General features: G+C 67.5%; 17 protein-coding genes. All 17 read right to left on the bottom strand.

The window, feature by feature from the left end:
* Positions 1-179: 179 nt before the first annotated feature.
* Positions 180-1,886 carry a nif-specific transcriptional activator NifA gene (nifA, locus tag AYJ57_RS00305; protein WP_066099606.1) on the bottom strand — a complete coding sequence of 569 codons (1,707 nt, stop codon included), beginning with the start codon at positions 1,884-1,886 and terminating at the stop codon, positions 180-182.
* Positions 1,887-2,258: 372 nt separating this feature from the next.
* Entirely contained in the window at positions 2,259-3,545 is a 1,287-nt protein-coding gene (rpoN, locus tag AYJ57_RS00300; protein ID WP_066099603.1) for an RNA polymerase factor sigma-54, read from the bottom strand.
* Between the two features lie 162 nt (positions 3,546-3,707).
* Positions 3,708-4,199 carry a bacterioferritin gene (gene bfr, locus AYJ57_RS00295; RefSeq protein ID WP_066099600.1) on the bottom strand — a complete coding sequence of 164 codons (492 nt, stop codon included), beginning with the start codon at positions 4,197-4,199 and terminating at the stop codon, positions 3,708-3,710.
* Complete coding sequence (locus AYJ57_RS00290; RefSeq protein ID WP_066099598.1) at positions 4,196-4,444, bottom strand: hypothetical protein; 249 nt, start codon at positions 4,442-4,444, stop codon at positions 4,196-4,198. Before AYJ57_RS00290 ends, bfr begins: the two co-directional genes overlap by 4 nt.
* Positions 4,445-4,474: 30 nt before the next feature.
* Positions 4,475-5,248 carry an ATP-binding cassette domain-containing protein gene (locus AYJ57_RS00285; RefSeq protein ID WP_066099596.1) on the bottom strand — a complete coding sequence of 258 codons (774 nt, stop codon included), beginning with the start codon at positions 5,246-5,248 and terminating at the stop codon, positions 4,475-4,477.
* Positions 5,245-5,940, bottom strand: a complete 696-nt coding sequence (gene modB, locus AYJ57_RS00280; protein WP_066099593.1) for a molybdate ABC transporter permease subunit — start codon at positions 5,938-5,940, stop codon at positions 5,245-5,247. Before modB ends, AYJ57_RS00285 begins: the two co-directional genes overlap by 4 nt.
* On the bottom strand, positions 5,937-6,680 hold the full coding sequence (gene modA, locus AYJ57_RS00275) for a molybdate ABC transporter substrate-binding protein (protein WP_066099591.1): 744 nt from the start codon (positions 6,678-6,680) through the stop codon (positions 5,937-5,939). The genes modB and modA overlap by 4 nt, the downstream gene beginning before the upstream one ends.
* Complete coding sequence (gene nifW, locus AYJ57_RS00270) at positions 6,677-7,024, bottom strand: nitrogenase stabilizing/protective protein NifW (RefSeq protein ID WP_066099588.1); 348 nt, start codon at positions 7,022-7,024, stop codon at positions 6,677-6,679. Before nifW ends, modA begins: the two co-directional genes overlap by 4 nt.
* 45 nt (positions 7,025-7,069) lie before the next feature.
* Entirely contained in the window at positions 7,070-7,798 is a 729-nt protein-coding gene (gene cysE, locus AYJ57_RS00265) for a serine O-acetyltransferase (RefSeq protein WP_157373881.1), read from the bottom strand.
* Positions 7,795-8,967: a homocitrate synthase gene (nifV, locus tag AYJ57_RS00260; RefSeq protein ID WP_066099586.1), complete on the bottom strand. Its 1,173-nt coding sequence runs from the start codon at positions 8,965-8,967 to the stop codon at positions 7,795-7,797. The genes cysE and nifV overlap by 4 nt, the downstream gene beginning before the upstream one ends.
* A gap of 10 nt (positions 8,968-8,977) precedes the next feature.
* On the bottom strand, positions 8,978-10,180 hold the full coding sequence (nifS, locus tag AYJ57_RS00255) for a cysteine desulfurase NifS (RefSeq protein WP_066099584.1): 1,203 nt from the start codon (positions 10,178-10,180) through the stop codon (positions 8,978-8,980).
* Positions 10,181-10,192: 12 nt separating this feature from the next.
* Positions 10,193-11,317 carry a Fe-S cluster assembly protein NifU gene (nifU, locus tag AYJ57_RS26605; protein ID WP_066099582.1) on the bottom strand — a complete coding sequence of 375 codons (1,125 nt, stop codon included), beginning with the start codon at positions 11,315-11,317 and terminating at the stop codon, positions 10,193-10,195.
* Positions 11,318-11,330: 13 nt separating this feature from the next.
* The gene (locus AYJ57_RS00245; RefSeq protein WP_066099580.1) at positions 11,331-11,651 is read right to left on the bottom strand and encodes an iron-sulfur cluster assembly accessory protein; all 321 of its coding nucleotides are present in this window, start codon (positions 11,649-11,651) and stop codon (positions 11,331-11,333) included.
* Positions 11,652-11,834: 183 nt separating this feature from the next.
* The gene (locus AYJ57_RS00240; protein WP_157373879.1) at positions 11,835-12,287 is read right to left on the bottom strand and encodes a hypothetical protein; all 453 of its coding nucleotides are present in this window, start codon (positions 12,285-12,287) and stop codon (positions 11,835-11,837) included.
* Entirely contained in the window at positions 12,274-12,825 is a 552-nt protein-coding gene (locus tag AYJ57_RS00235; RefSeq protein WP_237220167.1) for a nitrogen fixation protein NifQ, read from the bottom strand. Before AYJ57_RS00235 ends, AYJ57_RS00240 begins: the two co-directional genes overlap by 14 nt.
* Positions 12,809-13,114 (bottom strand): ferredoxin III, nif-specific, encoded by a 306-nt coding sequence (gene fdxB, locus AYJ57_RS00230; protein ID WP_066099576.1) that lies wholly within the window; start codon positions 13,112-13,114, stop codon positions 12,809-12,811. Before fdxB ends, AYJ57_RS00235 begins: the two co-directional genes overlap by 17 nt.
* Positions 13,111-13,323, bottom strand: coding sequence for a CCE_0567 family metalloprotein (locus AYJ57_RS00225; protein WP_066099573.1), 213 nt, complete (start codon positions 13,321-13,323; stop codon positions 13,111-13,113). Before AYJ57_RS00225 ends, fdxB begins: the two co-directional genes overlap by 4 nt.
* Positions 13,324-13,340 lie beyond the last annotated feature (17 nt).

Here is a 13,340-nt window from a genome sequence, read left to right as displayed (position 1 = left end):
GCCTTGGGTTTTGCGACATTCCGGCGGGCGATTGTCGCGCCGGATGTCGCTAAGGGCACAAAGCCTGCAACATCCCAAGCGCCGTGGCCCTACAAACGCGCGTGGTTAGGCAGGGATTGGCGAACGCAAACGGCCCGATCCGTTTCGGACCGGGCCGCCATAGGCGCGCTTGGGAGGGATCAGATCTTGCGCACCTCGATGCCGTGTTTCTGCAGCGCGTAAGCCACCTGCCGCGGTGTCATACCCAACAGCCGCGCGGCCTTGGCCTGCACCCAGCCCGCCTCTTCCATCGCCGCGATCAGATCTTCGCGGGCGGTATTGGCGGTCTTGCGGCGCGGATACCCCAAGGTGTCGTCGGGGCTGCTGGCCACGGGCGGTGCGGGCGGCGGCGGCGGTGTGCGCCGCACGGTGGGTGTCACCACCCGCCCCACACCAAGCCCGCCAATCGGCGAGGCCGCGCCTTCCTGTAGCCGCGACAATTCCGACGACAGACAGGTGCCCTGCTGACAGGCCAGTTCCTGCCCGAGCACCACCACGCCATCCGACAGCGCCGCAGCGCGGTTCACGCAGTTTTCCAGCTCGCGCACGTTGCCGGGGAAGCTGCATTTGCAGATCGTCTCGAAGGCATCGGGCGCGAACACCACGCTGGTGCCGTTCATCTGGTTGAACCGATCGAGGAACAGCTGCGCCAGCGGGCGGATGTCGCTCTTGCGGTCGCGCAGGGGCGGCAGCACGATGGGCACGACGCAGATACGGAAATAAAGATCGGCGCGGAAACTGCCCTCGGCGACGCTGCGCTCGAGATCCTTGTTGGTGGCGGCGACGATGCGCGTGTCGACCTTGATCGTCTTGGTGCCGCCGACCCGTTCGAACTCGCCCTCCTGCAAAACCCGCAGAAGCTTGGTCTGAAACGCGGGCGAGATCTCGCCGATCTCGTCAAGGAACAGCGTGCCCTTGTCGGCCAGTTCGAACCGTCCTTTCTTCAGCGCCCCGGCGCTGGTAAACGCGCCCTTCTCATGGCCGAAAAGCTCCGACTCCAACAGCGTTTCCGACAGCGCGGCGCAGTTCACCCGCACGAACGGCCCGCGCGCCCGGTCCGAGGCGGTGTGCACGGCGCGGGCGAACAGCTCTTTGCCGGTGCCGCTTTCGCCGCGCAGCAGCACCGGGGCACGGGTTCCGGCCACCCGTTTCACCTGCGCGATCACATCGGCAATGGCCGGGCTGTCGCCGACGATGCCGTCGATGTTGACCGGCGGGCGCTGCCGGGTCCGGCCGTCGGTGACGCTTTGCAGCATGCGCCGCGTGTCGGTCAGCGCGCGCTCGCGGTCGCGGGCGATGCGGCGGCGGAAGCGCAGCGCCTGTTCGAGCAGCGCGGCCACCATCGTCATCACCCGCACATCCAGATCCGAGGCGCCGGTGAGATCGCTGTCATGGCTGCGGAAGGCACAAAGCACCCCCAGCACGAACTGGCTGCGCTCGGGGTCGCGCAGCGGCACGGCCACCAAGGTCTGCCCGCAGTCCCGCAGCCGCGTGGGCACCGCGTCCGGCCCGTATTCATCGGCCAGATCGAAAGAGACCAGCGTCACCCCCGAGCGGAACACCATCTGCACCACCTTGTCCGGGATCACCTCTGCGATCGGCATGCTCTCGTCATGCACGAAAGCGGTGGCGGCGATATGATAGGGGTTCACCGTGCCGGGGGGCGGCGCGCTGCCGGGCTCTGCCAGCAAGGCCAGAACCCCGTGTCGCAGATCGAGGAAAGATGAAAGAACATTTAAAATGTCCGGCACCACGTCGATCGGATCGGGCGCCGTTGCAAAAGACTTGGCGATCTCGAAGACCGCATCGAGCGCGTGCCGCTCGGCCGCGCCACGGCCAGCAGGCATGTGTGTCGCCTCGGAATTTCTTGGGTCGTGCGTGGTCGTAGAGATCATGTCGAGCCCTCTCCTGAAGTGACGTCCTCCCAGATGTCGTCTTCAACGGGCGCGTATCGGGGCTCCTCTCCCCGGCGTCCGTTCGAGCACTCTATCAACTGAAGGCAGAATCCGAGGGGCTTTCGCACGGCAGCGGCAACAGGATACCTCTCGCCCACGCAGCAGCCCGCCCGATGCCCAAGCTTGCAGCAGCCGCGCGCCGTTTCCGTCAGAAAAACGCAGCTCAAAGCGGTTCGGGTCATCAATAGGTCACATCTCACGGATACCCGACAGAATCACTGCACCCGGACTCGGCCGCCCCTACTCGGCCCCCTACTCGGCCCCCTACTCAGCCACCGCGGCACGCCGCCTCTGGTAAGACGAGGCGAGCCCCAGCATGGAGCGATATTTGGCCACGGTGCGCCGGGCGATCCGCAGACCGGCCCGCTCGGCAAGCTCGACAATCGCGTCATCCGAGAGCGGCTGCGTCTTGTCCTCATTGCGCACGGTGGTTTCGACAAAGCAAAGCGCGCTGTCGCGCGAGACGGCGGGCGCCCCTGCCATGGATGAGACGGCGCGCGAGAAGAACGCCTTCAGCGGCAGCGCATGTGTCGGGGTCTGGATCATCCGCCCCGAGATGGCGCGCGAGACCGTCGAGGCGTGAAGCCCAAGCTCTCCGGCCACGTCTTCGAGGGTGAGCGGCACCAGATCCTCTGCCGCGCCACGATCAAGAAAGGCGGCCTGTTTGGCGACAAGCACGGCGGCGGTGCGCAGCAAGGTGTCGCCGCGCCGCTCCAGCGCCAGCGCCAGTGCCCGCGCCTCCGACAGCGCCTTGCGGTTGGCGCGGCGGGCCTCGGCGGTGTCGCCCTCGACGCCGCGCTCTTCCTGAACGGTGATCTTCGGAGTGGTGGCGCGGTTGAGCTCGACCGTCCAGCCGTCTTCGCCGCGGGCGGCAAGAATATCGGGCGGGAAGACCGGCACCGCCACGTGATCGAAGGCCAGTCCCGGCTTGGGGTCCAGCCCCTTGAGCTGTGACAGGATGTCGGGCACATCCGCGGGCTCGCAGTCGCACAGCACCGCAAGCTCGGCGATGCGCCCCTCGCCGACCAGATCGAGATTGGCCAGCAGCGTCTCGACCTCCCATGTCAGCAGGTCCGCCTCGCGCGCTTGGATCAGCAGGCATTCGGCAAGGTTGCGGGCAAACAGCCCCGCAGGCTCGATCCCCTGCAGCGCGCGCAGCACCTGCTCGGCGCGAAGGCTGGGCACCCCGGCCTGCAGCGCCACGGCCTCGACCGGCTGCCCCAGCCAGCCCGTGGGCTCCAGCGCCTCGGCAAAGCGCAGCGCGATCATCCGGTCCTGCGGCGCCGGGAAGGCCAGTTCGATCTGCCCCACCACATGCGACATCAGGCTTGGCCGATCCGCCGCCAGCGCCGCCACCGCGTCGAAATCATCGCCGCCGCGCGCGACAAAGGCGGCGGGCGGACGATAGGAGACATAGGGGTTGGTCTCGGCGCGCTCGGCCAGATGCTCCGAGAGGTCCTCGGACGCCATGCCGAGGATCGACAGGGAGTGCAGCATCTGCCCCCCCATCTGCATGGTCTGCCGTGTCGAAAGCGTCTGGACCAGTTCCATGGCTTGATTCCTATCACGCTGCCGCCGCTACGGTTGCGCTGCGCCCCATCTGCCGCGACGTCGCAACGCTCGCCTGCGCAAATCTGCGGCGACGGCGGGCGCGGGTGATAAATGCGGTGCCGTCTCCGGCACCGCCCACCACGCCAGATGGGGCACGCCCGCTCATTCCTCGGGCACGCTGTTCGACGGCTCGGCATTGAGCTGCGCGTAATTCGCATCGCCAATGCTGCCCAGCAGCTCGAGCTGGGTCTCGAGGTAGTCGATATGCCCCTCCTCGTCGGTCATCAGCTCTTCGAAGAGGTTCTTGCTGACGTAATCGCCCTCGGCCTCGCAGAGTTCGCGGGCTTCCTTATAGAGCGCGCGTGCGCCGTATTCCGCCTCGAGATCGGCCTCGAGCGTTTCCTTCGGGGTCTCGCCGATGCGCAGCGGGTCGAGCACCTGCAGGTTCGGATGACCTTCGAGAAAGATGATCCGGTCGATCAGCTTGTCCGCGTGGCCCATCTCTTCGATGCTTTCCTCGCGCGACTTGGCGGCCATCTTCTGCAGCCCCCAATCGGCCTGCAGCCGGTAATGCAGCCAATACTGGTTGACCGCCGTCAACTCGGAGCGCAGCGCCTTGTTGAGATAATCGATGACCTTTGCATTGCCCTTCATAATGTACCTTCCCTGATTGCGGTTTTCGTCTCTGTGGTTTCATCCGAGCCGTAGCCCAGCTTGTGGCGGAAGCGCTGCGCCTCGGTGTTGACGAGCCGGCAGCAGCGCCCGCATTCCATGCGCCGCCCGGCGCGGTGAAAGACCCGGCCCGGAGTGATCACCGTCCACGGGTCCTCGTGGAGCATCTCGCGCACGACCGCCTGCACCGCGCGTTGATCGAGGCAGGTGCAGGAACATAGGATCATCGTCGCCCCCCTCGGCGCTGCGCTTCGCCCTCAGCCGCCGGTCGCCAGACCCGCGCGTGCCCCAGCCCCCACCGACGCCAGACGCAGCGGCACCAGATCATGCACCGCGCCCGCCACCGGCACCGGCGCAACCTCGGCCCGCCCATCGCAAAGCGTGATGACCTTGCTGCACAGGCGCCGCACCTCTTGCGGGGCGTGGCTGATGAAGATCATCGGCACCTGCGTGCGGGCCTGCACCTCGGCGATCAGATCCAGAGTGCGCGCCTTCAGCGCCAGGTCGAGCGCCGAGACCGGCTCGTCGAGGAGCAGCAATTCCGGTTCGGCCATCAGCGCCCGCGCGATCGCCGCGCGCTGCCGCTCTCCGCCCGACAGCCGACCGGGCCGGGCGCGCAGCAGCGGGCGTAGCTCCAGCGCGTCGATCACCTCATCCCAAAAACCCGTGCCGACGTTGCTGGCGCCATAGGCAAGGTTCTTGCCGACGCTCATATGCGGGAACAGCACGCCATCTTGAAACACCACGCCAATGCCGCGCCGCGCGGGCGCGACCGACAGGCCCGTCGCCGCGTCGAAAAGGCTGCGTCCGTTGAGGCTGATATAGCCGCCCGAGGGCCGGATGTGCCCGGCGAGACAGGAGAAGAGTGTTGATTTGCCCGCCCCCGAGCGCCCGATGAGCCCGGTCACGCCGCGCGCTTCGAGCAGCAGATCAACGTCGAGCAGAAAATCGCCCTGCCGGTGCTTGAGGCTGATCTCGATCAGCCCCGGACGCGCGTGCCGCCGCCTGCGGTGCGAGGACCCCATGATCATGCCCGTGCCTCCTGTTGCCATGTGAGCCGCCGCGATACCGCCTCGGATGCCAGCAGCGCCGCCCCCGCCAGAGCCAGCGACAGCAGGCAAAGCCGGGTCGCCGCGGCCTCTCCGCCGGGGCTTTGGGTGACGGTGAACAGCGCCAGCGGCAGGGTCTGGGTGCGACCCGGAATATTGCCCGCAAGGGTGATGGTGGCGCCGAACTCGCCGACCGCACGGGCAAAGGCCAGCGTCAGCCCGGTCAGGATCCCCGGCGCCATCAGCGGCAGGGTGACCGTGGCGAAAATCTTCACCTCCGACGCGCCCAGCGAGCGCGCCGCGCGGGCAAAGCGCGGGTCGAGCGCCTCGGCGGACTGGCGGATGGCGCGCACCATCAGCGGAAAGCCCACCACGGCGCAGGCGATCACCACAGCGCTTTCGGAAAAGGCGATGCGGAGACCGAACCATTGCTCGAGCGGCGCGCCGATGGGGCCGCGCCGCCCCAACGCCAGCAGCAGCAGATAGCCCAGCACCACCGGCGGCAGCACCAGCGGCAGATGCACCAGCGCGTTCAGCGCCGCATGGCCGGGAAAGCGCCGGGTGCCCAGCAGCCAGCCAAGGCCCACCGCCAGCGGCAGCGACCACAGCACCGCGCGCGCCGAGGCCGAGAGCGACAGCAGCAGCGCCGCCTGTTCTGCGGGCTCGAGCATCATGTGCCGCCCTCCAATGCGATGAAGCCATGTTCGGCCAGCACCCCCGCCGCCTCGGCACTGCCAAGATAGCTGCGCAGCGCCGCGCCGCCTTCTGCGTCCTCGCCCTGCGCCAGCGGTGCCAAAAGGTAGCGAATGGGCGGGTGGCTCTCTTCGGGGATGTCCCAGACCACCTGCACCCCCGGCTGACCGGCGGCATCCGAGGCATAGACCAGCCCCAACGCCGCATCGCCCGAGGCGACCGCTGCGACGGTGGCGAGCGTGTTGCGTGTCGGCACGAAGGCCGGAGCGATCCTGTCCCAGACCTTAAGCGTCTCGAGCGCGGCCTTGCCGTAGCTGCCCACCGGGGCGGTCTCGGGATCGGCCATGACGAAATTCTCACCGGCAAGCCGTGCGCCGATCTGCTCGGGGGCAAGCGGAGCTGCCCCGGCGGGCGCGATCAGCACAAGCCGGTTGGACATCAGCACCGAGACATCCGCCTCGGCCACCAGCCCGCGCTCGATGAGATAGGCCATCCACTTGGGGTTGGCGGAGACGAAGATATCCGCTGGCGCGCCCTGCTCGATCTGCCGCGCCAGCATCCCAGAGGCGCCGTAGCTGGTGACCGCCGCGATGCCGCTTTCCTGCAACGCCGCATCCAGCGCGCGGCTGGTCGAGGCCGCAGCCAGCACCATCGGATCGGCCGCCGCCAGCGCCGGAACGCAGGCGGCCAGCACCGCAAGAAGGCGCGCCGCGCGGATCATTGCGCGCCCAGCTTGAGCGTGTCGAGGCCGACGAAGCGCGCCTTCATCTTCGCCTCTTCGTCGCGGAACACCTTGAAGACCTTTTCCTTCAGCGGTGTGCTTTCGAGGAAGTCGGCATAGGCCTGCTTGAGCAGTCCGCGCGCCTGCAGGAACACCTCTTCCTCGGTCAGCCCGTCAAAGCTGGCGTCGCGCAGATAGCCGCCAAAGCGCTTCATGATGTGCAGCCGCGAGACGTTGACCACCTCCTGCTCGAAGGGCAGCAGCAGATAGGTAAAGATATCCTCCGCCGAGGACAGTTTGCCGATGTGGTCCAGAACGCCGGTCTCTTCGAAATCCTTGGGCATGGTCTCTCTCCTTGTTGCTTGGTTGGGTGGCTTGGTTTGGTGAAATCAGTTCGGCCGCTCCGTGGGCACATCTTGCAGGCGCCCGTCCGGGGCGTGGCAGCGGGCCTCATGGTGCTGCAGGTCGCGGTCGCGCGCGGCGAGCCGTGCCTCGAGAAAGGCGACACGGTCCGCCAGGCCGGCCAGCGAGCGGCCCACGGGATCGGGGATCAGGTGATGATTGAGGTCGACGCGATAGGGATCGGCGCTGGGACGCGGCGCGCTGCGCACGATGCGCGCGGGAATCCCGACCACAGTCGCGCCCGGCGGCACCGCTTCGACGACCACCGAATTGGCCCCGACACGGGCCCCGGCGGCGACGGTGATCGGCCCGAGGATCTTGGCCCCCGCGCCCACCATCACCCCGTCGCCAAGCGTCGGATGGCGCTTGCCCGGTGACCACGACACGCCGCCCAAGGTGACCCCGTGATAGAGCGTCACGTCGCGGCCCACTTCGGCGGTCTCGCCGATCACCACGCCGGCGCCATGGTCGATGAAGAACCCCGGCCCGATCTGAGCGCCGGGATGGATGTCGATGCCGGTGACGGCGCGCGCCGCGTAGGACAGCAGCCGCGCCCAGAAGCGCCAGCCGCGCCGCCACAGCCCATGCGCCAGCCGATGCGCCACCGTGGCGTGCAGGCCGGGATAGGTCAGCGCGGTTTCCAGCTTGCCGCGCGCTGCCGGATCGCGCTGCCGGATGGCGGCGAAATCGGCGCTTATGAGGCGGCGCAGGCTCATGACGCCTGCCCCGCATCCGGCACCAGCGCCAGCCCCGACACGCGCGCCACCATGCGGCGCAGATCCTCGGGCGTGGCGGGCCGTTTGAACCGCTGCGCATGGGCGCGCAGATGCGGCTTCAGCGCCAGCGCGATACCGTCGGTGGCAGGCAAGCCCGCGGCGCTCAGCGCCGCGCGCAGCCCTGCCAGACCCGAGTGCTTGCCGATCACGATCTGCCGCTCGCGGCCAAAGCGCGAGGGCGCGCAGCGCGGGTCTTCATAGGTGTCGGGGCTCTTGAGGATGGCGTCCACATGGATCCCCGCCTCATGGGCGAAGACCAGATCGCCGGTGATCGGCTTGGCCACCGGCAGCGCCCGCCCCGAGGCGCGCGCCACCACCGCCGAAAGCGCGGGCAGCGCGGTCAGGTCGATGCCGGTGGCGATGCCGTTCGCCTCCAGCGCCGCGCCGACCTCTTCCAGCGCGGCATTGCCCGCCCGCTCGCCTAGGCCGTTCACGGTGACCGACAGGAACGGCGCGCCCGCGTGATAGGCCATCATCGTGTTGGCGGTCGCCATGCCGAAATCATTGTGCGCGTGCATCTCGATGGGCAGCGTGATGCGCTCGGCCAGCGCCGCCACCAGCCGATAGGCCCCCATCGGATCGAGCAGACCCAGCGTGTCGGCGATGCGGAAGCGCACCGCCCCTGCCGCCGCCGCCACCTCGGCGAGCCGCACGAGGAACTCGGGATCGGTACGGCTGGCATCTTCGGCTCCGACCGAGACCACATGCCCGCGGTCCACGGCGCAGAACACCAGCGCGGCAGTCTCGGCCAGCAGCCAGTCGGGGCTGCGGCCGAGCTTGCCATCAAGCTGCTTCTTCGATGTGGGGACGGCGAAATGCACCCGCCGCACCCCGGTCTTCATCGCCATGTCCAGATCACTCATCCGCAGGCGGCACCAGGCCACCGGCTCGGCGCGGGTCAGCTCCGCCGCCAGCACCCGCATGTCGGCCACCTCGTCCCAGCCCATCGCCGGGATGCCCAGCTCGATCTCGGCGACACCGGCGCGGTCGAGCGCACGGGCGATGTCGCGTTTCTCGGTCAGGGTGAAGGCGACGCCGGCGGTCTGCTCGCCATCGCGCAGGGTGGTGTCGCAGATCGCGACCTGTGGCTGAGAGGAGAGGAAGGACATGGCAGGCACCTCAGGCGTATTCGGGGTTGAAACCGTCGGGCTTGGCGCCCGCTTCGGACCAGAAGGGCGACATGGTGCGCAGCCCGGCGATGATCTCGGGCATCACCTTCAGCACATGATCGATCTCGGCCTCGGTGGTCTCGCGGCTGAGCGAGAAGCGGATCGCGCCATGCGCGGCGGTAAAGGGGATGTCCATCGCCCGCAGCACATGGCTCGGCTCCAGCGAGCCAGAGGTGCAGGCCGACCCCGACGAGGCAGCAATCCCGGCGGCGTTGAGCTTGAGCAGGATCGCCTCGCCCTCGATATACTCAAACGCCACGGTGGCGGTGTTGGGCAGCCGGTCGTGCGGATCGCCGGTGACGAAGCAATGGCCGATGCTCTCGATGAGCCCGGTCTCGAGCTTGTCGCGCAGCGCCGCCATCCGCGCGCCATCCTCGGCCATGGTCTGCAGCGTCATCTCTGCCGCATGGCCAAGCCCGATGATCGCCGGGGCATTCTCGGTCCCGGCGCGGCGCCCGCGTTCCTGATGCCCGCCGCGCAGCAACGGACGGAACCGCGTGCCCTTGCGCAGGTAGAGCGCGCCCAGCCCTTTCGGCCCGTGGAACTTGTGCGACGAGAGCGAGAGCATGTCGATCTCGGTGCTCTTGAGGTCGATCGGCACTTTGCCCACCGCCTGCACCGCATCGGTGTGAAACAGCGCGCCGACCTCATGCGCCAGCTCCGCCAGACCATCCACGGGAAAGATCGTGCCGGTCTCATTGTTGGCCCACATGAAGCTGACAATGGCGGTCTTCTCCGACAGCGCTTCGCGGTAGGCGTCGATCTCGAGACGGCCGAGCTTGTCCACGGGGATGCGGTGCACCACCACGCCCTCGTGCTTTTCCAGCCAGTCACAGAGCGACAGGATCGCCGGATGCTCGACGGTCGAGGTGATCACCTCGTTGCGTCCCGGCATCACCTGCAGCGCCGAGCGGATCGCGGTGTTGTTGGACTCGGTGCCGCCCGAGGTGAAGATGATCTCGTGATCGAACTCCGCCCCGATCAGGGCCTGCAGCGACTTGCGCGCCTTGCGCAGCGCGCCGCCAACCTCCGAGCCGAAGGCATGGATCGACGAGGCATTGCCGAACTGCTCGGAGAAATAGGGCAGCATCTTCGCGACGGTCTCGGGAAAGACGCGGGTGGTGGCGTTGTTGTCGAGGTAAACGGGTTCCATCGTGCGGCCTCCTCAGGTCTTGGCGACGGGCATGACGCGCATGGGGCGGCCAAGTGCCTCGGAAAGTTTCATCTGGATGCCGCCCAGCGTCTGCGACGCCAGCTGGCACCCCGAGCAGGCGCCGGTGAGATGGACGAGGACCAGCGAGCCCTCCATATCCACCATCTCGACGTCGCCGCCGTCGCGGCGGAAGATCGGGCGCAGCTCCTCGATGATCTTGGCGCAGATGATCGCCTCCTTGGCGGGGCTGAGCCCCGAGGGAACTTCGGGGGCCACTGCGGCGGCGGGCGTGGGCGCGGCCGGACGCGGCATCTGTTCGGCGGCGGCATCGCGCGTGGCCGAGATCACCGCGCCATTGGGCATGGCGATCTGGGACGGCGCAGCGGTCTGCACAGGTTCAATCTGCACGGGTTCGATTTGCACAGGTGCCGAGGGCTGCGGCGGTGCCTTGGGCGTCGGCGGCTGGTCGGGGATGACAAAGCCCTGCGCCTTCTTCTTCGGCGCCGAAGCGGGGGCCGCTCCGAACACGAAGGCTTCGGAGGCGGCGATCACCCCTTCAGCCACCATCGCGGCATTGGTGTCGGCCAGCAGTTCCTCGAGCGGCTCGCGGCACGAGCTGCAGCCGCCGCCCGCCTTGGTGTAGAAGGTCACCATCTCGGGCGAGGTCAGCTTGTTGGTGCGGATCGCGCGCTCGATCATTCCGGCGTCAACGCCAAAGCACTTGCAGATCAGCGCGCCCTCTTCGTGGTCATCCTCGTCCAGCGCCTCGCCGGTATAGGCGGCGACGGCGGCGTGCAGCGCCTCTTGGCCCATGACCGAGCAATGCATCTTCTCGGGCGGCAGACCGTCGAGGAAGTCGGCGATGTCCTGATTGGTCAGCCGCCGCGCCTCGGTGATCGTCTTGCCGATGATCAGTTCGGTCAGCGCCGAGGACGAAGCGATGGCCGAGCCGCAGCCGAAGGTCTGGAACTTGGCGTCTTCGATCACATCGGTTTCGGGGTTCACCTTGAGCATGAGCTTCAGCGCGTCACCGCAGGACAGCGAGCCCACTTCCCCCACCGCGTTGGCATCGAGCAGAGCGCCAGCGTTGCGCGGGTTGAAGAAGTATTCCTTGACCTTTTCCGAGTAGTCCCACATCGCGCCCGCTCCCTTAGCAGAAGGATTTGCCGCAGCCGCAGGACGACTGGGCGTTGGGGTTGTCGAAAACGAAGCCCGAGCCTTCGATCCCGGTGACGAAGTCGATCTTGGTGCCGGTCAGGTGCGCCTGACTTTCGGGATCGACGAGCACGGTGACCTCGCCAGCTTCGATGATGGCGTCGTCGGGCTGGGCTTCGAGTTCCAGCGCCATGCCGTATTTCATCCCGGCGCAGCCGCCGCCCTGAACCATGACGCGAAGGCCCGCGACGGGCTGCCCGGCGCCGTCGATGGCGGTCTTGATGGCGCTGCGGGCGGGTTCGGTGATCTCGATCATCTTGCTCTCCTGTGCGGTGCTGAGGTGGCATCGGAAGAGATGAAGCAAGCAGCGTGCCAAGTTGCGCGCGCCATGTGATCCATTGATTTTATGGGAAATTCGTCAAACCATGTCGCGACAATGAATGATTTGCGACAGGTGCGACAAAAGCCGACAGTCCCAGTGGGGCTTACCCAGGGGGGCTTAGGCGTCGTCCCCCGACTGCGCGAGGATATCGAGGATCCAGCGCCCGCCGAAACGATCCGTGGGATCAAGCTCGGCGGCCTTGGCAAGCACGTCCTCGGCCTCGGACCTCTGGCCGGTGCGGGCGGCGCAATAGCCGATCGCCACGAGCACCTGCAGGAACATCCCCGGCGCGAACTCATGGGCGGTGAAATCGGCGTCCGTGGCGCGCACCTCGCGCCAGTCGGGCGAGACGTTGAGCCGCCGCGCCACATGGCCCAGCAGCACATGCGCCTGCATCCGCGCAGCCGCGTAATCATGGGTGTAGTAATAGAAGCGATAGGCCGCGAGCCGCACTTCCGCGTCATCGGGCGCAGCCTCAAGCGCCGCGGCGATCACCTCGGCCCCCTCCTCGGGGTTGCTGTGCGGCGCCTCGGCTCCGGCCAGCAAGTCGTGCCTGTCACTCTGGGGCAAAGCAATCCGCCCGTTCTTCGCAATCGTCGCAGGTGGGCGACAGACACAGCGAGAACGCCGTATCCGAGCAGATCTGCCGATAGAAGAACTTCTTCCAGCGCATGTTCTGGCTGTTGGCGGCGGCGAGCCCCGGCAGATACCGCGCGATAAGCCCACTCAGCGCCACGCGCGAGGGCAGCCCGCAGTCTTCCCACAGGTGCCGCCGCTCCATGGCGCGCCGGGCGAGGATCGCGGCAAGCCAGCGCGCCTCATCGTCCGTGGCGCCCGCGCGCCACAGGATCAGCGTGGCGATTGCCTGCTGGTCGGCGGAATATTGCGGCGCAGGCAGGCTCAGGTCCGGCAGCTCCGCCGAGGGCGACCAGCGATCCCGCAGCCGCACGATCTCGGCCCCCGAAAGGCCAAGCCGCTCGGTCAGCGGCCCCTGCCCGGCCTCACGTTCGGCAAGCGCATGGTCAAGGATGCAGGCAAAATCCGAGCGCGACAGCATGGCCGCGGCAAGCGCGCCCTGCACCGCGGGAAGATCAGTCAACAGCTGCATGGCTCTGGCAATCCGACGGGCAGACCCGCGCGCAGGCCCCGCAACCGATGCAGAGATCGGGCGCGACCATTGTCATCACCGATTTGATGATCTCATCCTCGACATCATCGTATTCGGCGGTGCCCGGCCGCACGAGAGCGCCATCTTCGGTCAGCCCGTGCAACGTCATCACACCGCGGCCGCAGACCTTGTAGCAGCGCCCGCAGCCGATGCATTTCTCGGGGTCGATCGCCATGAGAAACTCGGGCACATATTCCGTGCCGCCCCGGGTGAGCGCCGTGCGTGTCATGCGCTTTCCTCCGCCGCTTTCTTGGCGGACTTGAGCTCTTTGCGCGCCTCGGTCAGTTCCTTGAACACCTCATAGGTCGCGGCGGCCACTTCGGGGATCTTCTGCCAGTCGGTGGGCAGTTCCTCGGCCAGATCGTGCAGGTTCATCTTGGCGTCGGTCGAGCGCATCGACAGTTTCTTGACGCGTTTTTCCAGATCTTCGACGGTCATCCTTTTGATCCTTTCTG

The organism is Salipiger sp. CCB-MM3 (assembly GCF_001687105.1).
In the GTDB taxonomy this organism is placed as follows: Bacteria; Pseudomonadota; Alphaproteobacteria; order Rhodobacterales; family Rhodobacteraceae; genus Salipiger.
Note: the sequence above shows the minus strand (reverse complement) of the source record. Positions and strands in the feature narration are given on the sequence as shown.